16 protein-coding genes and 4 tRNA genes are annotated in these 21393 nt (G+C 68.9%); 11 read left to right on the forward strand and 9 right to left on the reverse strand.

Going from position 1 to position 21393, the window contains the following annotated elements; all coding sequences use genetic code 11:
* The first annotated feature begins 1 nt into the window (after position 1).
* On the forward strand, positions 2-820 hold the full coding sequence (locus C3E87_RS06730) for a nucleotidyltransferase family protein (protein ID WP_076060887.1): 819 nt from the start codon (positions 2-4) through the stop codon (positions 818-820).
* Positions 817-2004, forward strand: a complete 1188-nt coding sequence (locus C3E87_RS06735) for a galactokinase family protein (RefSeq protein WP_076060890.1) — start codon at positions 817-819, stop codon at positions 2002-2004. Before C3E87_RS06730 ends, C3E87_RS06735 begins: the two co-directional genes overlap by 4 nt.
* A 132-nt stretch (positions 2005-2136) precedes the next feature.
* Here C3E87_RS06735 and C3E87_RS06740 read toward each other — a convergent pair whose 3' ends face one another.
* Both C3E87_RS06740 and C3E87_RS06745 read right to left on the reverse strand, forming a co-directional pair.
* Positions 2137-3048 carry a cation diffusion facilitator family transporter gene (locus C3E87_RS06740; RefSeq protein WP_076060892.1) on the reverse strand — a complete coding sequence of 304 codons (912 nt, stop codon included), beginning with the start codon at positions 3046-3048 and terminating at the stop codon, positions 2137-2139.
* A gap of 47 nt (positions 3049-3095) precedes the next feature.
* Complete coding sequence (locus C3E87_RS06745; protein WP_076060894.1) at positions 3096-4037, reverse strand: NAD(P)-dependent oxidoreductase; 942 nt, start codon at positions 4035-4037, stop codon at positions 3096-3098.
* A gap of 197 nt (positions 4038-4234) precedes the next feature.
* Between C3E87_RS06745 and C3E87_RS06750 the strand changes: the two genes are divergently transcribed.
* Complete coding sequence (locus C3E87_RS06750) at positions 4235-7282, forward strand: glycine--tRNA ligase (RefSeq protein ID WP_198928230.1); 3048 nt, start codon at positions 4235-4237, stop codon at positions 7280-7282.
* Between the two features lie 18 nt (positions 7283-7300).
* Positions 7301-8764 carry a patatin-like phospholipase family protein gene (locus C3E87_RS06755; protein ID WP_083665459.1) on the forward strand — a complete coding sequence of 488 codons (1464 nt, stop codon included), beginning with the start codon at positions 7301-7303 and terminating at the stop codon, positions 8762-8764.
* Here C3E87_RS06755 and C3E87_RS06760 read toward each other — a convergent pair.
* The 3 genes from C3E87_RS06760 to C3E87_RS06770 all read right to left on the reverse strand — a co-directional run bounded on the left by C3E87_RS06760 (position 8761) and on the right by C3E87_RS06770 (position 11413).
* A complete protein-coding gene (locus C3E87_RS06760) occupies positions 8761-9759 on the reverse strand; it encodes a tocopherol cyclase family protein (protein ID WP_076060900.1) in 999 nt (332 codons plus the stop codon). The two genes, C3E87_RS06755 and C3E87_RS06760, sit on opposite strands and share 4 nt — an antisense overlap.
* Positions 9760-9768: 9 nt before the next feature.
* Entirely contained in the window at positions 9769-11268 is a 1500-nt protein-coding gene (locus C3E87_RS06765) for a CYTH and CHAD domain-containing protein (protein WP_076060902.1), read from the reverse strand.
* A gap of 69 nt (positions 11269-11337) precedes the next feature.
* A tRNA-Lys gene (locus C3E87_RS06770) sits at positions 11338-11413 on the reverse strand.
* Positions 11414-11455: 42 nt separating this feature from the next.
* Here C3E87_RS06770 and C3E87_RS06775 point away from each other — a divergent pair.
* From C3E87_RS06775 to C3E87_RS06795, 5 genes are all read left to right on the forward strand, one after another.
* Entirely contained in the window at positions 11456-12103 is a 648-nt protein-coding gene (locus C3E87_RS06775; RefSeq protein ID WP_076060904.1) for a hypothetical protein, read from the forward strand.
* Between the two features lie 360 nt (positions 12104-12463).
* Positions 12464-13849, forward strand: a complete 1386-nt coding sequence (locus tag C3E87_RS06780) for an SH3 domain-containing protein (protein WP_076060906.1) — start codon at positions 12464-12466, stop codon at positions 13847-13849.
* A gap of 69 nt (positions 13850-13918) precedes the next feature.
* A tRNA-Glu gene (locus C3E87_RS06785) sits at positions 13919-13991 on the forward strand.
* Between the two features lie 143 nt (positions 13992-14134).
* A tRNA-Asp gene (locus tag C3E87_RS06790) sits at positions 14135-14208 on the forward strand.
* 29 nt (positions 14209-14237) lie between these two features.
* A tRNA-Phe gene (locus C3E87_RS06795) sits at positions 14238-14311 on the forward strand.
* A gap of 46 nt (positions 14312-14357) precedes the next feature.
* On the opposite strand, the gene C3E87_RS06800 is transcribed toward C3E87_RS06795, so the two are convergent.
* On the reverse strand, positions 14358-15206 hold the full coding sequence (locus C3E87_RS06800; RefSeq protein ID WP_233120750.1) for an alpha/beta hydrolase: 849 nt from the start codon (positions 15204-15206) through the stop codon (positions 14358-14360).
* 113 nt (positions 15207-15319) lie between these two features.
* Entirely contained in the window at positions 15320-15565 is a 246-nt protein-coding gene (locus tag C3E87_RS06805) for a DUF3073 domain-containing protein (protein WP_076060911.1), read from the reverse strand.
* A gap of 196 nt (positions 15566-15761) precedes the next feature.
* Here C3E87_RS06805 and C3E87_RS06810 point away from each other — a divergent pair, with 196 nt between their 5' ends.
* Complete coding sequence (locus C3E87_RS06810; RefSeq protein ID WP_076060914.1) at positions 15762-17966, forward strand: NADP-dependent isocitrate dehydrogenase; 2205 nt, start codon at positions 15762-15764, stop codon at positions 17964-17966.
* A gap of 239 nt (positions 17967-18205) precedes the next feature.
* Entirely contained in the window at positions 18206-19831 is a 1626-nt protein-coding gene (locus C3E87_RS06815) for an endo-1,4-beta-xylanase (RefSeq protein ID WP_076060916.1), read from the forward strand.
* Positions 19832-19896: 65 nt separating this feature from the next.
* On the opposite strand, the gene C3E87_RS06820 is transcribed toward C3E87_RS06815, so the two are convergent.
* Entirely contained in the window at positions 19897-20445 is a 549-nt protein-coding gene (locus C3E87_RS06820) for a type 1 glutamine amidotransferase domain-containing protein (protein ID WP_198928223.1), read from the reverse strand.
* 173 nt (positions 20446-20618) lie between these two features.
* Complete coding sequence (locus C3E87_RS06825) at positions 20619-21323, reverse strand: YceI family protein (RefSeq protein WP_143570931.1); 705 nt, start codon at positions 21321-21323, stop codon at positions 20619-20621.
* Positions 21324-21393 lie beyond the last annotated feature (70 nt).

The following is a 21393-nucleotide window of genomic DNA, read 5'->3' on the forward strand; positions in this document are numbered from 1 at the left end:
CATGAGCTACGAGGCACCTCACAAGGCAGTCATTCTGGCCCGCGGGCTGGGTTCACGCATGCGCAAGGAAGCTGAGGGTGTCGACCTCAGCGAAGAGCAGTCCAAGGCTGCCGACGCAGGCGTCAAGGCGATGATCTCCATCGGGCGTCCGTTCCTCGACCACGTGATCTCCGCGCTGGCCGACGCCGACTTCACCGACATCTGTCTGGTGATCGGCCCGGAGCACGACATGATCCGCGACTACTACGACAACGTGGCCAAGGATCGCATCACCGTCTCCTACGCCGTTCAGGAGGAGCCGCTCGGCACCGCCAACGCCGTGCTCGCCGCGGAGGAGTTCGCCGGCGACGACCGCGTGCTGGTGATCAACTCGGACAACTACTACCCCGCCGAGGCCCTCACCCTGCTGAAGGACGTCCCCGGCTCCGCCCTCGTGGGCTTCACCCGCAACGGGATGCTCACCAAGTCCAACATCGCCCCAGAGCGCATCGCCGCCTTCGCGCTGGCCACCGCCGACGAGGAGGGCAACCTGGCCGAACTGGTCGAGAAGCCGGACCCGGAGACCATCGAGCGCCTCGGCGACGATGCCGTCATCTCGATGAACTGCTGGCTGTGCACCCCGGCGATCTTCGCCGCAGCGAAGGCCATCCCGCTGTCGGCGCGCGGCGAATATGAGATCACCGACGCGGTGCGCCGCGCCATCGAGGACGGCGACCCGTACGCCGTCGTGAAGGCCGACGCCGGCGTGCTCGACATGAGCAACCGCGGCGACATCGCCTCCGTCGTCGAAGCTCTGGGTGACCGCGAGGCCCGTCTGTGAAGTGGTTCGTCCCCGGCCGCCTCGAGGTCCTCGGTAAGCACACCGACTACGCCGGCGGCCGGTCGCTGCTGGCTGCCGTGGACCGCGGCATCACCATCACCCTGGAGGACGCGGACGAAGGCTTCTACGCCTGTACGACGGCCGTGCCCGGTGAGCTGAAGCTCACCCCGGGGTCGCCGTCGGGTCTGCCGAAGGGCCACTGGGGAAACTACGTCCAGGCCACGCTCGACAGGCTGTTCCTCAACTTCGGCGACCTGAAGCCCGCCCGCCTCGTGATCGACTCGAACCTGCCGCTCGCCTCGGGCATGAGCTCGTCGTCGGCGCTCGTGGTGGCCGTTGCCCTGGCCGTGGTGGACCACAACGACATCCGTGAGCGCGAGGAGTGGAAGGCCAACATCCACTCCGACATCGACCTGGCCGGCTACATGGCCACGATGGAGAACGGCCTCACCTTCGGCACCCTCGCGGGCATGCGCGGCGTGGGCACGTTCGGCGGCTCGGAAGACCACACGGCGATGCTCTGCTGCCACGAAGGCAGCCTGACCGAGTTCACGTTCTGCCCCATTGAGGAGGGCGTCTCGGTGGCGCTTCCCCCGGAGTGGTCGTTCGTCGTGGCGGTCTCGGGCGTGCTGGCCGAGAAGACCGGCGCGGCGCTGGAGTCGTACAACAACGCCTCGCTGACGGCCCGCGAACTGGCTGAGGCGTGGAACGACGCCACGGGCCGCGAGGACGCCGTCCTCGCAGATGCGCTGGCCTCCGACGACGACGCCCTCGAGGGGCTGCGCGCGATCGCGGCCTCGGATGAGGGCCTCACCAGGCGCCTGACGGCCTTCGTCACCGAATCCGAGGTCGCCATCCCCCAGGCGGTGAAGGCCCTGCAGGCCGGCGACCTGGAGGCCTTCGGCCGCGCCGCCGACCTCTCGCAGCGCAACGCCGACGAGCAGTTGGGCAACCAGATCCCCGAGACGAACCGCCTCCAGCGGCTCGCCCGCGAGTTGGGCGCGGCCGCCTCGGCGGGCTTCGGCGCCGGCTTCGGCGGCTCCGTCTGGGCCCTGGTCCAGACCGATGAGGCTGAGGCCTTCGCCGACAGGTGGCTGGCTGCCTATGTGGCCGAGTACCCCGAGGTCGCCGAGACCGCGTCGACGATCGTCACGCGCCCCGGCGGCCCGGCCCGTCGCCTCTAACCGACGGCAAGAGAAAAGGGCTCCCTCGCGAGGGGTTCCGTGCGTGACGTCACGCTCGGAACCCACCGCGAGGGAGCCTTTTTCATCCACCGCCGACGGCACCTCGCGGCGGCAGCTCGGCCGCCCCTCGGATCAGATGAGGAATTCGTCCTGGTAGCTGCGCGGGTCCTCGATGGGTTCCAGGTGGCCCAGCACGCGAAGGTCGGGGAACTCGTCCTGGATGAGGTCGACCAGGTCCTCCATGGCGTCGTGGCCCTCCTGCACCGTCCAACTCCCAGGGACGAGCATGTGCATCTCCATGAAGGCACGGGCCCCCGACACGCGGGTGCGGAAGGCGTGGAACTGCACGTGCTCGTTGGTGTGCTCGTCCAGGATGGCGCGCAGCCTGGTGTTGGTCTCCTTGGGCAGCGACTCGTCCATGAGCCCGGAGGACGACTCCAGCACCAGCCGCCAACCGGTCCACAGGATGTTGAGGCCCACGAGGATGGCGATCACCGGGTCGAGCCAGTCCCAGCCGGTGAGGCCCACGAGCAGGATGCCGACGATGACGCCGGCCGTGGTGATGAGGTCGGTGTAGAGGTGCTTGGCGTCGGCGCGCAAGGTGATGGAGTTGTGTTCCTTCCCGGCGCGCATCAGGACGAACGCGACGGCGCCGTTGACGAGGGCCGCCACCACCGAGATGCCCAGGCCGAGGCCGACCTCCTCGATGGGCTGCGGGTCCATGAGCCTCTGGATACCGAACACCAGGATCGCCGCGGCGGCGATGAAGACCAGGACGCCCTCAACGCCCGACGAGAAGTACTCCGCCTTCGTGTGGCCGAAGTGGTGGTTCTTGTCCGCGGGCCGGGCCGCGAGCTTCAGCACGTACAGCGCCACGAACGCCGCCACCAGGTTCACCAGGGATTCGGCCGCGTCGGAGAGCAGGCCCACCGAGCCGGTGACCCACCACGCGCCCATCTTCAACGCGATGGTGATCAGGGCGGCCGCGATGGACAGCCACGCGAACTTGGTCAGGTCAACGCGTTGGGTGGGAGAGGAAAGCACGCGTCAATGGTGGCCCTTCTGGCGGGTCAAACCCAAACGCCGCGCACTCAGCGCAGGACGTTGCGCAGCTGGCCGCCGGTGGCCAGCGCGCCCACCTGCCGCGCCACGAACTCCGAGGCGCCGGTGGGCCGGTCGCTGGCGATGTGGGGGGTGATCAGCACGTTCGGCTCGTCCCACAACGGCGACTCCGCGGGCAACGGCTCCACCGCCGTCACATCGAGCGCCGCGGCGGCCAGGCGACCCGAGCGCAGCGCCGCCACGAGCGCCTCCTCGTCGACGGTGGTGCCACGCCCCACGTTGACCAGCAGCGCGCCATCCTTGAGGGCCGCCAGTCGCTCTGCGCCCAGCGCCTTCGCCGTCGATTCCAGGCTGGGCAGGATCATGACCAGCACATCGGTGCCCGCGAGCACCTCGTCGAGGCCTTCATCGGCGACCACCGGGAACCCGTGCCGCTCCCCCGCGCTCCTGGCGACACCGGTCACCTCCGCGCCCAACGATTTCAGCAACGGGGCGACGGTGGCCCCGATGGACCCGAAGCCCCAGACCGTCACCTTCGCCCCGCGCAGGCTCACGACGCGGCCGTCGTCGCCTCGGGCCGCCACCGCGCCGCCCAGATGGTGGTCCCAGCGGCGCTCACGCTTCCTGACCAGCGCCAACGGCAGGAAACGCACCAACGCCAGCGTCAGGGCGAGGATATGTTCGGCGACATTGTCGTCGTGCAGGCCGACGCCGTTGGCGAGCACCACGGAATCGTCGAACCCCGCCGCCAGCACGCTGTCGGCACCGGCGGCCAGCCCCTGCACCAGCCGGAGGCCGGTCATCCGCCGGGCGGCGTCGTCGATCACCGTCTGCGGCTGCCCCCACACGACGAGCACCTCGGCGTCGAGATGCGCCTCCGGCACCGCCTCGTCGTGCGGCACGACGACGACCTCAGCGCCCTCCAACCGCGGCGCCTCTCCCGGGTAACTGCTGGGGATCACAACCTTCATGCCTGCAGGCTACCCGCGGTCGCGCTGATTCCCCGTGCGCAAGTGGATGTGGTCACGGCTCCCACAACGACGTTTCTCCGCGTGTCGCGGCGACGACCCCATCCAATTGCTCACGGCTCAGGGGGCGGGCCCGACCACCGGCGAAACCCGGATGGGATTCCCGGCGGCGAAGTCGATAGCATGACGGGGTGCTGACCATGCAAGATGCCCTCCGCTGTCTTTCCGACTACTGGACCTCGAAGGGGTGCCTGACCTGGCAACCGTTCAACAGCGAGGTCGGTGCCGGGACGATGAACCCCGCCACCGTGCTGCGCGTGCTCGGGCCAGAGCCGTGGGACGTGGCGTACGTGGAGCCGTCGGTGCGCCCGGATGATTCCCGCTACGGCGAGAACCCCAACCGCCTGCAGATGCACACCCAGTTCCAGGTGATCCTGAAGCCGGAGCCCGGCAACCCGCAGGAGCTGTACCTCGGCTCGCTCGAGGCGCTGGGCATCGACCTCTCGGCCCACGACGTGCGCTTCGTCGAGGACAACTGGCAGCAGCCGGCCATCGGCGCGTGGGGCCTCGGCTGGGAGGTCTGGCTCGACGGGATGGAGATCACCCAGTTCACCTACTTCCAGCAGGTGGGCGGGCAGAACCTCGACCCCATCCCGGTGGAGCTCACCTACGGCGTCGAACGCATCCTGATGGCACAGCAGGGCGTGACGCACTTCAAGGACATCGTCTACTCCATCGCCGCCGACGGCCGCCCCGTCACGTACGGCGAGGCCTTCGGCCAGCAGGAGTACGAGATGAGCCGCTACTACCTGGACGACGCCGACGTCGACGCCAACCGCCGCCTGTACGAGACCTACGTGGCCGAGGCCACCCGCATGGTGGCGGCCCGCCTCCCCGTGCCGGCGCACGGCTACATCCTGAAGTCGAGCCACGCGTTCAACGTCATGGACGCCCGCGGCGCGATCTCCACCACCGAGCGCGCCAAGGCGTTCGCGACGATGCGCCGCCTCATGCGCGACACCGCCGCCCTGTGGATCGAGCGCCGCGAGGAGCTCGGCTTCCCGCTGCTGCGCGAGGCCGCCGTCGAGGAGCAGGCCGCGCCCGCCGTCGACACGGGCACGCTCGGCGACGACCCCCAGACGCTGGCCTTCGAGATCGGCGTCGAGGAACTCCCGCCGCACGTCGTGCCGCAGACCATCGAGGCCGTGCGCACCGCGCTCACTGAAAAGCTCGCCGCCACGCGCCTGAGCCACGGCGACATCACGGTCGCGGGCACCCCCCGCCGCATCGTCGCAGTGGTCGACGGCGTGGCCGCCCGCGAGCCCGACGCCGAGCAGCTGCGCAAGGGCCCCAAGTGGAGCGCCGCGTTCGACGCGGACGGCAACCCCACCAAGCCGCTGGAGGGCTTCATGCGCGGCCAGGGCGTCACGGCAGACCAGGTCGTGCGCGCCGAGATCGGCGGCAACGAGCACGCCGCAGTGTCGGTGAAGGTCGACGGCCGCCACGTCGTGGACGTGGCCGCCGAGGCGATCTCCTCGATCATCGGCGGCCTGCGCGCCGAGAAGAACATGCGCTGGAACGACGCGAACCTGTCGTTCTCCCGCGCCATCCGCTGGCTGGTCGTGCTCTGGGGCGACACCGTCGTCCCCGTCAACGTCTCCGGGCTGAGTGCCGGTCGCACCACCTACCTGCAGCGCGCAGTCGAGGGCCAGGAGAGCGGCAGGCGCTCCGACGGCGCGCTCGTCGGGTTCGTCGAGGTCGCCACCGCCGCAGACCTGCTGCCCACCATCCAGCAGGGCTCCATCCTGCTGAGCTCCGAGGACCGCCGCGCCGCCGTCGTCAGCCAGGCCGAGGCCCTCGCCCGGGGCGTCGCCGGCACCATCGACGTCGACGCCGAGGCCTCCGTCATCGACGAGATCACCAACCTCGTGGAGGACCCGCGCGGCGTGCTCGGCAACTTCGACGAGCGCTACCTCGACCTGCCCGAGCAGATCCTCACCGCAGTCATGCGCAAGCACCAGCGCTACCTCCCCGTCTACCGCGACGGCAGGCTCGCCCCGCACTTCGTCACCATGGCCAACGGCCTGTGCGACGGCGACGTGGTGCGCGCCGGCAACGAATCCGTCATCCGCGCCCGCTACGAGGACGCGCTGTTCTTCTGGAACGCCGACCTCGCCGCAGAAGGCGTGGAGGGCTTCGTGCCCGGCCTGGACAAGCTCACCTTCGAGGACCGCCTCGGTTCGGTGGGGATGCGCGCCCGCCGCATCGCCGACGTCGCCGGCAGGCTGGCGGACCGGCTCGGCATCGAAGGCACGGACCGCGAGACCCTGACGCGCGCCGGACAGCTCGCCAAGTTCGACCTGGCCACCCAGATGGTGGTCGAGATGAGCTCGCTGGCCGGTTTCATCGCCCGCGAGTACGCCGTCCGCAAGGGCGAGACCCAGGCGGTGGCGGACGCGCTGTTCGAGATGGAGCAGCCGCACACCTCCGCCGACGCCGTGCCCGCCTCCGTCCCCGGTGCGCTGCTCGCGCTGGGCGACCGCTTCGACCTGCTCGCCGCCATGTTCGCGCTGGGCGCCAAGCCCACCGGCTCCTCGGATCCGTTCGGCCTGCGTCGCGCCGCGCTCGGCGTGGTGCGCATCCTGCGCGAGTCGGCCGGCACCCCTCTGGAGCGCCTCACCGTCCGCGCCGGGCTCGAGGACGCCGTCGGGCGGCTGGCCGAGCAGGGCGTCGACGTGGCCCCGGACGCCGTCGAAGCCGCTCTTGAGTTCACCATCGGCCGCTTCGCGCAGCTGCTGCGCGACGAGGGCACCTCCGCAGACCTCGTGACGGCGATCCTGCCCGCGGCGGATGCGCCCGGGCGTGCTGCCCGCCTTCTGGCTGAGCTCGCCGGCGCACAGTCGGATCAGGCGCTGCGCGACCTCGTGTCCACCAACGTGCGCATCGCCCGCATCCTGCCCGACGGTGTCGCGGCCGGCTACGACGCGGTGCACCTGACCGAACCCGCTGAGGTCGCCCTCAAGGAGGCCGTCGAGGCGGTCGGGGCGGGCATCGCCGAGCAGCCCATCGCCGAGGTGGTGACGCACACCGCCCCGGTGGTACAGGCCGCGGGGACGTTCTTCGACGACATCCTGGTCAACGCGGAGGACCCCGCAGTCCGCGCCGCCCGCCAAGGTCTCCTGGCGTCGGTGCTGGCGTTGTCGCCCGCGGGCATCGATTGGAAGGCCCTCGACATCGCGCTGAGCTGAGGCCAGTAACCTGGGGCCATGGCAGTTAAAGGCTGGTTCGGTCTCCCGTTCTTCGCGAAGGATCCGCAACCGGAGGTCGTGACGTGCACGATCTCGGGGGGCGGCTCCAGGGCCAGCTTCCAACTGGGTGCGCTCGACTACCTGTACCAGCACGACGAGCGGTTCACGCCGACGATCTTCGTCGGCACCTCCGCCGGGTCGATTGTCGCCAGCGTGCTGGCCCAGGGCCGCGACAGGGACGAGCAGTACGGCTACCTCACCCGGCTGCGGTCCATCTGGGACGGGATGCGGGAGCAGGGTGACATGTTCACGCCCCGTCCGTGGTTGTCGACGGCGGAGCGCCAGGCGCCCACCCTGTTGGACCTGATGAAGCCGCTGCGGCCTGAACCTCCGAAGCCGCGCCAACCGCTGCTGCAGTTCCCATTCCTGCGCCCCCAGCACCAGACCCCGGTGACTCCCCCGTCGCCGATCGAGGCACCTGACCCGCTCGAGCTGGCGCTCCAGCCCGACGAGGAGCTCCGTTCCGACTGGTCGTTGGCCACGCTCGGTGCCTTGGCAGGCGCCCTGAGCCGGCTGAGGCTCAGCGACCTCAATGCCGTCGCGTCCGGGCTGGAGCGCACCCGTTCGATGTACCGGCCCGGTCCGGTGCTCGCCCAGCTCCTGCACGACGAGATGTTCGTCCCCGACCGGGTGGCCGGGTCCGGCATGACGCTGCGCATCGCGATGGTGGGGTTGGAATCCGGTGAGCTCCGGTTCATGACGGAGGACGGCCAGTTGGTGAGCCGCTTGAACGAGCCGTACGACGACACCCACCACGACCTGGGCGTCGGCGTGCTGGCCTCCTGCTCCATCCCTGCGGTCTTCCGGCCGGTGCCCATCGGCGGTGAGACCTATGTCGACGGCGGGGCCCGGGAGAATCTGCCCGCCGAGCTCGCGATCGGCCACCTGGGCGGCGCGCGCAACTACGTGCTGAGTTCCCAGAGCCAGGGCGTCCAACGGCGCGCCTCGATGACCGACGTGGACCTGTTCGCCGTGGTGATGCGCTCCACGGAGATCCTCATCGACGAGGCAGGCCGCGACGAGCTCGCCTACGCCCACTCCACCGGCGCCGAGGTGGTCCATCCGGAGCTGAGCGTGCACGACCCCATGACCGTGCATCCGGCGCTGATCGCGATCAACGAGGCCTACGGCTGGTTGCGGGCCGCCGAGATGCACCTGAGGCTCGGCCCGGACGAGGAGGCCCGACACCGGCGCATCATCGAACTGCGGATGCGGATCGTGCAGCTGGAGGACCACTTCCTCAGCCTTGAACCGCCGTTGAAGCGCGACGTGCAGCGATTGCGCAGCGCCAAGGTGGAGCTGCGCGACCTGGTCCGCTCAGCCCACTCCACGCCCATGCCGGCCGGCGCCGGCAACTGGTGGCGCGAGTGGGAGCGGCGGGCAGTACCGCCGTCGATGGATCCGCCCTGGCTCAGCCTCTAACCCCGCCTGCGCGCGGCCGCCGCCTCGGCCCGCGCCAGCCCGCCGTGCTCCAGGCCGGCCAGGTCTGACTCGCCGGCCCACACGACGCGGCCGTCGCGTCGGACCGTGACCGCCATCCGCCCGGCCAACTGCTCGAGCGCCCCCGGGGTGCCGCGGCGCTCCTCGACGAGGGGGACGGGAAGCACCAACGCGTGGGCGGGTTCGGCCTCGGCGTCGAGGTCCACCTGCCAGCGGGCCGAACGGGCCCGGAGTCGCCAGCGGGAATCGCTGGTGGTGGCCCGGACGGGGGATGTCACCGGGTTGCCGAGCCGCAGCACCGCGCCGTCGGGCAGGCGGACCACCAGCCCCGTGACCTCCGTGCGCAGCGGGCCAGCGGTGACCTCGCCTCCGGCGAAGGCCACGCAGACCTCCTCTTCGGCGAAACCGTGCGCCTGCCCCCACCACCAGGACTCGGGGAAACCCGCCCGTCCCCAGTTCTTCTCCCCGTACACGGCAGCGCCAGAGAGGTCCCAGCGTTCGCCGTCCACGACGGCCCCTCCGTCGGCCGTGCCGCCCAGGAGCCAGGGGTGCCAGTACTGGTTGAGCGCGGGCACGCTCTGGAAGTAGCTGGAGCCCCCGAAGAGGCGGTGCGGCCAGCGCCGCTGCCCGCTGATCGTGACGTCGAGCCGCGCATCCGGGCCGAGATCGACGGCGACCCTGGTGTCGTCACCGAAGAAGCGGCCGTCCAGGGTGCGGGCGCCCAGACCGAGCCGTCGGCATTCGGCCCCCTCGACCACTGCCTGGCGCCAGAAGCCACCGGAGGTGCCGATCCCGCACAGGGCCCAGGGCCCCCTCACGGTCTGTTGGACGCCGATCAGCGCGATGATCACGCGCCCCGTTGCTACGTGCGTGAACCGCCAGAAGTGACCCTCCATGGCCACGCCATGGGCCCGCTCCGGGAACCCGAAGGGGAGGTCCGCGCCGCTTCGTCGGTAGGCGCCCAGGGGATCCGGCATGGGCACACCTTAACGGCGGAGTACCCGGTCGAGGGCACGTTCGCCTTCCTCCCTGAGGTCGCCGCTCTGGCGGGCGTACTCGAGGCCGGCGAGCACGCCGTAGGTGAAGCTCACCTCTCCCGCGGCCTCCGCAGCGGCGGCAACCTCCACCAGCCAGCCGGTCGCCACGGAAGAGTCCTGCAGCATCCCCAGCGCGTCCGTGGCGGCCTCCCACTCCTCGGCAGCCTCACCCGCGCGGTCGCCGAACGAGGGAGCCACGGCCTCATGGGCATAGCGCACCGCCTTGGCCCGCTTGCGTGCCTCGTGCAGCAGGTGCAGCTGGGCGTCGCCCTCCGCGTGCGCCGCCGCGTCCCTGTCGCGAGCGGCCCGGCACACCGCCTTGCGGATGAGCGGTGGCAACACCTTGCGAGCCGGCTTCGCGGCCAGCCCCCGCCACGGCGTGTCACCCAGGAAATCCAGGAGCGAGTCCACGAGCGCCAGATAGCGCTCCGAGTTGAGCGCCGCCACGAGCGCGTCGTGACCGGAGCCGTGCCGGGTGCCCACCTCGTGCCGCAACCGTTCGTGGACCGGGCCCCGGACGAGGTCGGCGGGCAGCTCGTCGAGCGCAGCTCCGAGGTGTTCGAGCATGACCTCCGCGTCGCGCGGTGCGCCGAGGATGTCGCCGAGCCAGGACAGCTCGTCCCGCAGGGGGTCCGAGACCTCGCGTCGGAACAGCCGCCGGAACGTGCGCAGCGCGCTCCGCAGGCGCCGCACCGCGATCCGGCCCTGGTGCACGGCGTCCTCCTCATCGGCCCGCATCGCGTCCTCGCGCCCGACGACGGCGGCCACCTCCCGGCGCAGGTAGGAGTGCACCAGCACCGCCGCGGGCCCCGCCCGACGGGGGCCGCGCCCCTTCCTGACGCGGCGGGGCAGGCTGCCGAGGGACCACGCCACCTTGGACGGGGATTCCGAGCGCTCGACGCCGTGCTCGGCGAACCGCTCTTCGACCGCGGCGAGCAGTTCCTCGTCGCCGTCGACGAGCTCGACCTCGACCTCCCGCATCGACAGCCCAGAGGGCAGGGCGCTGACGCGGTCGTCGGCCAGGCTGGCGAGGACGGCGCCTTCCGGGCCGAGCAGCTCTGTCTCGGTGCGATGGGTGGCGAGGAAGGACAGCGGGACCAGCGCGTCGTCGGGGTCAGCGGGCCGGTCGGCGCCGAGGGCCGCCGCGACCGCGGCGCGCAGCACGGTGGGCACCCGCAGGTGGCCGGGCGCATCCTCGAGATCCGCGTGAACCTCCTGACGCGACCCGGGGCCGACGGGCAGCTTGAGGTGCCATCCGTCGTCGCTGCCGCCGGTTCTCCGGCGCAGGGTGATGGAGTGCCTGGTCAGGAGGAAGTCGACCGTGTCGTAGTAGACGGCCCGCTGACGGTACTCGTGGACGGCCCCGAGGCGGACGAGCCCCTCCAGCGGAGGGACCGAACCGTCCTCCCCCAGCTCGAACTTGATCTCTGTTTCCAGGTGTCCAGCCATGACACCTAAGCTACGCGACAGCCGCCGGGCGCCGCGCTGGTGTTCCCAAGTGCTGGTGTCACCGAGCGCTGGTGCCCCCAGTGGGGATCGAACCCACGACCCATGGATTAAAAGTCCACTGCTCTGCCGACTGAGCTATAGGGGCCTAGACAGAATAGCGCCACTTCGGCATGGCACGCTTGGGGACATGCCTTCCTGGCTCTGGTTCGTCGTTGTCGTCGGCGTGGGTGTCCTCATCCTCGCCGGAGCCGTGCTACTCGACCGCAGGCAGAGTCGACGCCTCACCGGCGCCGGCGAACCCGCACCCCGACGCGGACATCCCCAGGTGGACACCCACGTGCCGCGCTACATCACGCAGGACGAGATCGACGACCTCCCGTCGCCCGCCGCTGGGCACACCCGCGACCTCCCCCGGCAGGGCGAGGGCTTCGGCTTCGGCCACGCCCATCCGGATTTCGCCACCAACCCCGAGGGCGCCTCCTACGATGACCCCCGGCTGCTGATCGTCGACGGCGAACTCAGCTCCATGCGGGAACTCCTCGCGCCGCTGAAGTGGGCGCGCGAGGGCGACCCGCTCGTCGTGGTGGCCGACGGCTTCCATCCGGAGGTCCTGGCCACGCTCGCCGCGAACCGCCGCGCCCTCAGCCTGCCGGTGGTGGCCGCGGTGGCCGACAGGCGGGACCGTCGGCGGCTGGCCGAACTCACCGGTGCTGAGGAACTCGGCAGGGCGGATCTCCAGGCCGGCTACGTGCCGGGCTCCGCCCTGGGCACGGCCCGGCACTGGTCGAGCACCGCGAGCAGGGCGTGGGTCGAGCCCGGCTCTGCCCGGCCCTGATCCGAACCTCAACCTCAAGCCTCAACCTGATGGTCGAACCTCAAGCTGCACTTGAGTCGGGTTCTTTCTGAAGCTTCTGACACTTCTCACCAGACCTTCAGCTACCAGATGCGGCACCTCCCCCGGCGGAACCCCTAGCCAACCCTGAGTCGGGTCGTGAAAGCCCATGAAAACCACGTCAGTGTGGTTCTCATGAACGATGCGCGTGTCACCTTGCCGCCTCTTAGGAAACTCTCAAGTTCCGTTGTCTGACAACGCGTTTCCTTCCTACTGTCCATCGCACCGGCGGACGTGCCGGGACCCATTTCCGGTCCGGGGAAGCGGCACGTCCTCCCGCCCCCAGCGACGACGAGGAGAGACGTGAACAAGGCACTGAAGAGCCTGAGGCTCAGCGCGGCCGCGGTCGGAATCGCCGTCCTGGCGCAGGGGCTCGGTGGATTGGCGCTCGGCCCCGCAGCCACCGCCAACGGTGAGGTGACCGCGAAGACACGCGTCCACGTGCGCACGGAGCCCAGCGCCTCGAGCGCGAGCCTCGCCGTGCTGAACAAGGGCGACAGCCTGCCCGCGCAGGGCTCGAAGGACGGCTGGACCGAGGTCTCCTTCAACGGCACGACGGCCTACATCGCCACCGCCTACATCCAGGGCAGCAGCGTCCTCGCTGGTGCGCCCACGTCGGCCATCGCCAACGGCACCAGCCAGGGCAGCAAGGGCACGGTCTACTCGACCACCGCCCTCAACCTGCGCAAGGGCCCCTCTACCGACGACCCCATCGGCGCCCGCGTCGAACGCGCCGTGCGCCTGGAGTTGACCGGAACCGTCAGCGGCGAGTTCGCCCAGGTCACCTACAAGGGCAGCACCTACTGGGCGGCCGCGCGATACCTGAGTGACACCGCGGCCTCAGCCCTCTCCTCCCTCCCCATGGCCACCGGCAAGGCCCGCGGCACCGCGGCGCTGATGGTGCGCTCCTCCCCCAAGACCGAGTACATCAACTACGGCGACGCGCCCGTCGGCACGATCTTCGACACCACCGGCAAGACCTCCAACGGCATGGCCCAGGTCATCCACAACGGCGCCGTGCGCTGGGTCAACGCCAGGTACCTCACCCAGATCCCGCTGAAGGCAGCGTCGCCTTCAGCGCCAGACCTGCCCAAGACGTCGACCCGGTACGCCACCACCCTGCTGAACATCTGGGCCGCGAGCACGGGCGCCAAGTACAACGGCGAGATCCAGCGCGGCGCGGAACTGCAGGTCACCGGCATCGTCGAGAATGGCCGTGCGCAGATCGTGCACAACGGCGAGCTGCGCTGGGTCACGGCCCGCTACGTCGCCAACACCCCTCCGGCCACAGGCGGCGCCTCGGGCGGCAACAGCGGCGACATCAACAAGGGCTACTCCTCCGGCCTCGACAAGACCAACGCGAACGTTCAGGCCATCGCCTGGGACGTCTGGGCACGCTTCCCGCAGATCAAGACGCAGTACGGCTGGCGTCGCGACGTGACGCCGGACCACCCGGCCGGCCGAGCCGTGGACGTGATGATCCCGAGCTACAAGAGCAACCAGGCCCTCGGCTGGGAGATCGCGAACTACTACCGCGCCAACGCGAAGAAGTTCAACATCAACTACATCATCTTCGGCCAGAAGATCTGGTCCGTGGCCCGCAACAGCGAGGGCTGGCGCGCCATGGCCTCCCGCGGGAGCGACACGGCCAACCACTACGACCACGTGCACATCAACACGTACGGGTGAGTGGGAACCGCCGGCGTTCGCCCGCGGTTTGCCTGAACGGCTCGGAGTCTCTAAACTTCTTCGAGCTAGGTCCCCATCGTCTAGCGGCCTAGGACCCCGCCCTTTCACGGCGGTAGCACGGGTTCGAATCCCGTTGGGGATGCGATGCAGCTGAGCTTCGGCTCGGCTGCAAACAGGTAATGACAACGGGTTCGCCCGATGTGACAACCGCGAGGATGTCACGCTATAGTTACCGGGCTGGTGCAAGCCAGCAGGGCCGGGAAACCGGTCCAAGGTCAAGAAATTGGCCCCGTAGCGCAGTTGGTTAGCGCGCCGCCCTGTCACGGCGGAGGTCGCGGGTTCGAGTCCCGTCGGGGTCGCTGGTATGGCGGAAACGCCAGGCCAAGCCGGCCAGGTAGCTCAGTTGGTACGAGCGTCCGCCTGAAAAGTGGAAGGTCGCCGGTTCGATCCCGGCCCTGGCCACAAACCCCCTCGCCCAGCGTGGGGGTTTCTGCTTTTCCCGGGTTCCTCAGCGCTGCGCGTAGCAGCGGATGAAGCGGCCGAATTCCTCGAAGACGACGGCACGGACCCGCTCGGACGACAGCGTCAGGTCGTGCATGGCGTCGGGCACCCGGATGATGGTCACGCTGTTGCCCAGCTTCGGCGCGCGCGCCGCGATGAGTTCGACGTCGAGCACGATGTCTGCCAGCTGCTGCTCCTCGCCCCATGCCTTGCTGAAGAACGACCGCTCCGAGATGGCCACCAGCACCGGACAGTCGATGCGCAGGCCCTCCGCGACGCGGGCGTGACCATTGGTGATGGCAGCCAGCCACCCGAAGCGGGCCCGGAACGCGGGATCGCCCTTGAGGTTGAGGTTGTAGGTCCACTCCCCGTCCTCGGAGGCGGCCACCGAGCGGCGGTAGAAGCCCGTGTCCCCCAGCGGCAGCACCGTCGTGGGGGCGACGGCGCGCGCCGCAGTCACGGCGGGCCTGAGCAGCGTGTTGCCGTAAGTCTCCAGCCAGGGCGCGTTCAGGATCAGGCCGGCGAACGTGCCGGGCCGCTCATGGGCGAAGAGGGCGGAGGTCAGGCCCCCGGTGGAATGCCCCATGAGCACGATCTCGTCGTGCCCCTCGGCCCGCACAATGTCGACGGCGGCGTCCAGCTCCACGAAGTAGTCGGCGAGGTCTGCGATGTAGCCGGCCAGCAGGCCGGGACGCAGCGATCGCCCGTACCGACGCAGGTCGAGGGCATAGAAGTCATGGCCCAGGTCGTGCATCGCGTCCGCGAGATGGGTCTGGAAGAAGTAGTCGTTCCAGCCGTGAACGTACAACACGGCGCGCCCGGAGACGGGCGCGCCGCGGCGCACAATTGTTGCCACCAGGGAACCTTTCGGTTCCAGGGCGTACGTTGGTTCATCACTGAGGTCTATCGAGCTCTGTTCGTAGCCCGGCAACTCGGTGTCGGGCACCCAGTTGAACACGTCAGTGTCTGTCAGGAAGAACGACGCTCGCCGAGGCCGTCGTAATCCTCATCGTCGTTGTAAGCCTCATATTCGGCTGCCAACTCGGCGTAGGGGTCAGGGTCCTCGGTCTCGCTGGTGTCATCGTCCTCGTAAACTTCGTCGACAACATCCCCGCGCAGCTCCCGTTCCAGAGACGAGAAATCCGTCTGGATTGAACGGTACTTGAGCTCACGGGCGACCTTGGTCTGCTTCGCCTTTGCACGGCCGCGCCCCATAGTGGGTCGACCCCCTTGCTTTGTTCATCGCGTGCTTGCCGCGGATCTGGTCACTAACTCGTGGGTACAGGCTACCTAATCGTTCGATTTACTCCAAAGAAGGCGTCGTCTCGCTCATCCCCTGTTCGCGGCCGACGAACAACTCGCCCGATGGCTAAGCTGAGGAGGCGCATCCCGACTCAAGGAGTTCCTTCGCATGGGCAAGATCATTTACACCCTCACTGATGAGGCCCCCCTCCTCGCCACGTATTCGTTCCTCCCGATCGTCAACGCTTTCGCCGGCCAGGCAGGCGTCGACATCGAGACCCGGGACATCTCGTTGGCGGGCCGGATCCTGGCACAGTTCCCGGATCGCCTTGAGGAGAAGGTGGATGATTCGCTCGCAGAGCTCGGAGAGCTCGCGAAGACGCCGGATGCCAACATCATCAAGCTGCCCAACGTCTCCGCCTCGCTCCCCCAGTTGAAGGCAGCCATCGCCGAGCTGCAGGGCCTCGGCTACGCCATCCCGGACTTCCCGGAGGACCCCCAGACCGACGAGGAGCGCGACATCCTCGCCCGCTACGGCAAGGTCATGGGCTCGGCCGTCAACCCCGTGCTCCGCGAGGGCAACTCGGACCGCCGCGCTCCGGAGTCCGTGAAGAACTACGCCAAGAAGAACCCGCACCGCATGGGCGCGTGGAGCAGCGACTCCAAGACCTCCGTGGCCACCATGGACGCCGACGACTTCCGCCACAACGAGCAGTCCGTCGTACTGCCCTCCGCAGACACCCTGACCATCCGTCACCGCGCCGCCGAAGGCACCGAGACCGTTCTCAAGGACGGCCTGAAGGTGCTGGAGGGTGAAGTGGTCGACGCCACGGTGCTGCGCGCCGCTGCCCTCGACGCGTTCCTCACGGAGCAGGTCGCCCGCGCCAAGGAGCAGGGCGTGCTGTTCTCCGTCCACCTGAAGGCCACCATGATGAAGGTGTCGGACCCCATCATCTTCGGCCACGTCATCAAGGCGTTCTTCCCCGAGGTCTTCGAGAAGTACGGCGCAGACCTCGCGGCCGCGGGCCTCTCGGCCAACGACGGGCTGGGCGCGATCTACGCCGGCCTTGACAACCTGCCCAACGGCGCGGAGATCAAGGCCGCCTTCGAGCAGGGCATCGCAGACGGCCCGACGCTGGCGATGGTGAACTCCGACAAGGGCATCACCAACCTGCACGTCCCCTCGGACGTCATCGTCGACGCCTCGATGCCCGCGATGATCCGCACCTCCGGCCACATGTGGGGCCCCGACGGCGGAGAGGGCGACACGCTCGCCGTCCTGCCTGATTCGTCCTACGCCGGCGTCTACCAGGCCGTGATCGAGGACTGCCGCGAGAACGGCGCCTTCGACCCCTCCACCATGGGGACAGTGCCCAACGTGGGGCTGATGGCACAGAAGGCAGAGGAGTACGGCTCGCACGACAAGACCTTCGAGATCGAGTCCGACGGCGTCGTCGAGGTGGTGAACTCGGCCGGTGAGGTGCTGATGAGCCACGACGTGGCCGCGGGCGACATCTGGCGCGCCTGCCAGGCCAAGGACGCCCCCATCCAGGACTGGGTGAAGCTGGCCGTGACCCGCGCGCGGATCACCGGCTGGCCGGCCGTGTTCTGGCTGGACCCGGAGCGGGCCCACGACCGCAACCTCATCGAGAAGGTCCGCGCCTACCTGGCAGACCACGACACCGACGGCCTCACCATCGAGATCATGAGCCCCGTCGAGGCGACGAAGTACACCATCGAGCGGATCCGCCGTGGCGAGAACACCATCTCGGTCACCGGCAACGTGCTGCGCGACTACCTGACGGACCTGTTCCCCATCCTGGAACTGGGCACCTCGGCCAAGATGCTGTCGGTCGTGCCGCTCATGGCGGGCGGCGGCCTGTTCGAGACGGGCGCCGGCGGCTCCGCCCCCAAGCACGTGCAGCAACTCGTGGCCGAGGACTACCTCCGCTGGGATTCGCTGGGCGAATTCCTGGCGCTGGCCGCCTCGTTCGAGCACCTGGCCCAGACCGAGGACAACGCCCGCGCCGCCGTCCTGGCCGCCACGCTCGACAGGGCCACCGGCACGTTCCTCGACAACGACAAGTCCCCCACCCGCCGCATCGGCGGCATCGACAACCGCGGCTCGCACTACTGGCTGGCCCGCTACTGGGCCGAGGAACTCGCCTCCCAGACCGACGACGCGGAACTGGCGCAGACCTTCAAGCCGGTCGCCGAGGCGCTCGCGTCGAACGAGCAGCAGATCATCTCGGACCTGCTCGCAGTACAGGGCAAGCCCGCCGACATCGGCGGCTACTACCGGCCCGATCCCGCGAAGACCACGGCGGTGATGCGCCCCAGCGCCACCATGAACGAGGTCATCGACTCGCTCTAGCCTCCCCCACCCAGGGACACACGGTGCCCCGCAGCCCCGCGCTGCGGGGCATCGTCGTTTTCCGCCGGTGGGCGAAACCCCTGGAAAAAACGTTATCGAAAACTCCGGGGTCCCTTGACGATGCTCCCGGGGCCCACTTATGGTCGGATTAAGTTTGGTGACGCACCAAAAGAGGCGGGGGCGGCCGGGCATCACGGATGATGCCCAGGATGCCGGCCCCGCGACCACGAGAGGAAGCAATGTTGTCTCGTCATCGCCGCCGAGTCGCGGCCCGCTGGATCGGCGCGGGTCTCGCTGCAGCACTCGCCACCGTCAGCTACGCCGTGCCCGCCCAGGGGGCGCCCGCCGACGTCGCTGATACCCCCATCCCCTCGCTGAAGGAGACCTACGCGGACTACTTCAACGTGGGCAACATCTACTCCGGCCGCCAGACCTACCAGGAGGACACCCCGAACTGGGCCCAGGTGGATCGGCACTACAACGTCATGACGGCCGAGAACATCATGAAGCCGGACCAACTGCTCCCCAACGCCAACATCAACCTCGATACGGGCACATGGGACTTCACGTTCGACGAGGCCGACTACTTCGTGAACGAGTCCCTCGCGAGGGACATCAAGGTGCACGGCCACGTGCTGGTGTGGCACAGCCAGTCCCCCAGCAAGCTCTTCCAGGGCACCCGAGACCAGGCCCGCGCCAACATGGAGCGCTACATCAAGGAGGTGCTCACCCACTTCAAGGGCCGCGTCGTCTCCTGGGACGTGGTGAACGAGGCCTTCAGGGATGGACTCGACACGTTCGACCCCGAGACGCAGAACTGGGAGGACTTCCTCCGCGGCGGCCCCGGTGACTACGCCCGCTCCGGCTGGTACACCGCCTACACCACAGACATGGACGTGGCGGCAGGTGAGTCACCCGGCGACTTCATCTACGACGCCTTCGTGTTCGCCCGCAAGTACGGCCCCGAGACCAAGCTGGAATACAACGACTTCAACGTCTTCCAGTCCGAGGGCAAGGGCAAGGCCATCATCGCCATGGCCACGGAACTCAACGAGCGCTACGCGGCCGAATACCCCGACGACCCGCGCCAGCTGATCGAGACCATCGGCCTGCAGTCGCACAACTACATCAACCAGACCCCGGCCTTCGCCTGCTCCGACCTGACCCGGCTCCCTGAGCTGGTCGACGAGGCAGCCGAGGAATGGCAGCCTGGCGCCTGCTCGAACCACGCCTCCGTCGAACGCTCCCTGCAAATGATCATCGAGGCGGGCTTCACCGCCAACGTGAGCGAACTGGACCTCCAGGTCTGGGAGGCGTGGAACGCCGAGCCCGAGGGCTCCGACCGGGTGAACTACGCAGACCTGGACGACCCCACCGTGGCAGACCGCTTCTACAAGGACGGCTTCACCTACTGGGTGGGCAAGATCGAGAACCGGATGGAGCTGGAGGCCATCCAGGCGCAGCGCTACGCCGAGTACTTCGCCGTCTACAAGAAGTACTCACAGGACATGGACCGCGTGACGTTCTGGGGTCTGACCGACTACCTGAACTGGCGTGCCACCCACAACCCCCAGTTGTTCAACATGGACTGGTCCGAGAAGCTCTCCGCTGACGCGGTTGCGGATCCGGAAGGGTGGCTGGGCGTCAAGAAGCCCATCATCGACGAGTCGAGGCTGACTGGCGCCATCGCCTGGGCCGAGAGCCTGGACCTGCGGGGCAAGAACTACAAGGGTGCCACGCTCGGAGCCGTCAACAGCACCCGGGGCAAGGCCAATGCGGTGCTCCGCAGCAATCGCACCCAGGGTGAGGTGAACGCGGCCACCGAGGCACTGGTCGCCGCCATCACCGCCCTCCAACCGAAGTAGCCGACGACGACAAGCGCCCCGCAGCCTCGTGCTGCGGGGCGCTTCGCATGCGCGGTGACGCGGCGTCAGGTCGTCTGACCCTGATGGCGACCCTCGGCGAATTCCTCGACCAACTTGGCGTTGAACGCCGGCAGGTCGTCGGGGGTGCGGCTGGAGACCAGCCCTTGGTCCACCACCACCTCCTCGTCCACCCACTCGGCGCCGGCGTTGCGCAGGTCCGTCTTCAGGCTGCCGTAGGAGGTGAGCCTGCGGCCCTTGACCACGTCTGCGTCGGTCAGGATCCAGCCGCCGTGGCAGATGACGCCCACCGGCTTGTGCTGGTCGAAGAAGTCGCGCGTGAACTTCACGGCCGCCTCCTCCATCCTGAGGTGGTCCGCGTTCACGACGCCACCGGGCAGCACCAAGGCGTGGAAGTCTGCGGCGTCGACGTCGGCGACAGTGGCGTCCACCTTCTGGGTGTGCCCCTTCTTGCCCTTGACCTCACCGCTCTCCGGGGCGACGAGCGTCAGTTCGGCGCCCGCCGTGGTGAGCGCTTCCCAGGGGCTGGTCAGCTCTGAATCCTCGTAGCCATCGGTGAGGAGGAAGGCGACCTTCTTGCCGGACAGTTCGGACATGTTCATCTCCTATGTTCGGGGTCCTCCACGCTAGTCGCCAATGCCGGCCCACCCAATACCTGAAAGTGTGGGGTCAGCGGCGGCGGCGGTACTGCGTCGGCACACGATTGCTGAAAGGGGCGGGCCCCCACGGACCCGCCCCTGTGTGTTCACCACCCCAGTGGTGAAGTGATTCAGCCGAAGACGCGCTTCAGCCATCCCATGAACCCACCCTGCTGGGCGGTGGCGGGGGCGGTGGTCTGCGGCTGGGCGGCGCGGGCCGGCGCGGGGGTCTCGGCGACCGGCTGGGCCTCGACGACGGGCTCGGCCACGGCCTCGGCCTCAACAGCGGCCTCGTCGGCCTGCTTGATGGCGGAGACCTCGAAGACGAGGTTCACGTTCTCGGAGACCAGCACGCCGCCGGTCTCGAGGGCCGCGTTCCAGACGAGGCCGAAGTCCTTGCGGTTGACCTGGACGGAGCCGCTGAGGCCCACGCGCTCGTTACCGAAGGGGTCGACGGCGACACCGTCGTACTCGAAGGGGATGCTCACCTCGCGGGTGACGTCCTTGATGGTGAGGTTGCCCTCGACGTCCAGGCCCTCGCCGGCCGCGGTCACCTTGGTGGAGGTGAAGCGGATGGTGGGGTAGGTCTCGACGTCGAAGAAGTCGCCGGAGCGGAGGTGACCGTCGCGGTCCGCGTTGCCGGTGTCGATGGACGAGGCCTGGATGACCACGTTGATCTTGGCGTCTTCCAGGTTGGCACCGGTGGCGGCCGTGCCCTCAAAGTCGGTGAACGAGCCGCGCACCTTGGTGACCATGGCGTGACGGGCGGTCCAGCCGATCTCGGTGTGGCTGTTGTCGATGACGTAGTTGCCGGACAGGGCGGTGAGTGCAGTCATGGGGTTCTCCCGGGATTGGGGCGAGCTCATCACTCACCGGTTGTTGAAGATGCTACTACTCTAGCGACAC

Source organism: Tessaracoccus sp. ZS01, from assembly GCF_022342445.1.
In the GTDB taxonomy this organism is placed as follows: Bacteria; Actinomycetota; Actinomycetes; order Propionibacteriales; family Propionibacteriaceae; genus Arachnia.

Excerpts from the sequence above, each read along its gene's own strand:
- C3E87_RS06775 (WP_076060904.1), top strand. The coding sequence starts at position 11,456 with ATGCCTTCCTGGCTCTGGTTCGTCGTTGTCGTCGGCGTGGGTGTCCTC.
- C3E87_RS06825 (WP_143570931.1), bottom strand. The coding sequence starts at position 21,323 with ATGACTGCACTCACCGCCCTGTCCGGCAACTACGTCATCGACAACAGC.
- C3E87_RS06810 (WP_076060914.1), top strand. The coding sequence starts at position 15,762 with ATGGGCAAGATCATTTACACCCTCACTGATGAGGCCCCCCTCCTCGCC.
- C3E87_RS06755 (WP_083665459.1), top strand. The coding sequence starts at position 7,301 with ATGGCAGTTAAAGGCTGGTTCGGTCTCCCGTTCTTCGCGAAGGATCCG.
- C3E87_RS06730 (WP_076060887.1), top strand. The coding sequence starts at position 2 with ATGAGCTACGAGGCACCTCACAAGGCAGTCATTCTGGCCCGCGGGCTG.
- C3E87_RS06820 (WP_198928223.1), bottom strand. The coding sequence starts at position 20,445 with ATGTCCGAACTGTCCGGCAAGAAGGTCGCCTTCCTCCTCACCGATGGC.
- C3E87_RS06815 (WP_076060916.1), top strand. The coding sequence starts at position 18,206 with ATGTTGTCTCGTCATCGCCGCCGAGTCGCGGCCCGCTGGATCGGCGCG.
- C3E87_RS06745 (WP_076060894.1), bottom strand. The coding sequence starts at position 4,037 with ATGAAGGTTGTGATCCCCAGCAGTTACCCGGGAGAGGCGCCGCGGTTG.
- C3E87_RS06750 (WP_198928230.1), top strand. The coding sequence starts at position 4,235 with ATGCAAGATGCCCTCCGCTGTCTTTCCGACTACTGGACCTCGAAGGGG.
- C3E87_RS06760 (WP_076060900.1), bottom strand. The coding sequence starts at position 9,759 with ATGCCGGATCCCCTGGGCGCCTACCGACGAAGCGGCGCGGACCTCCCC.
- C3E87_RS06765 (WP_076060902.1), bottom strand. The coding sequence starts at position 11,268 with ATGGCTGGACACCTGGAAACAGAGATCAAGTTCGAGCTGGGGGAGGAC.
- C3E87_RS06805 (WP_076060911.1), bottom strand. The coding sequence starts at position 15,565 with ATGGGGCGCGGCCGTGCAAAGGCGAAGCAGACCAAGGTCGCCCGTGAG.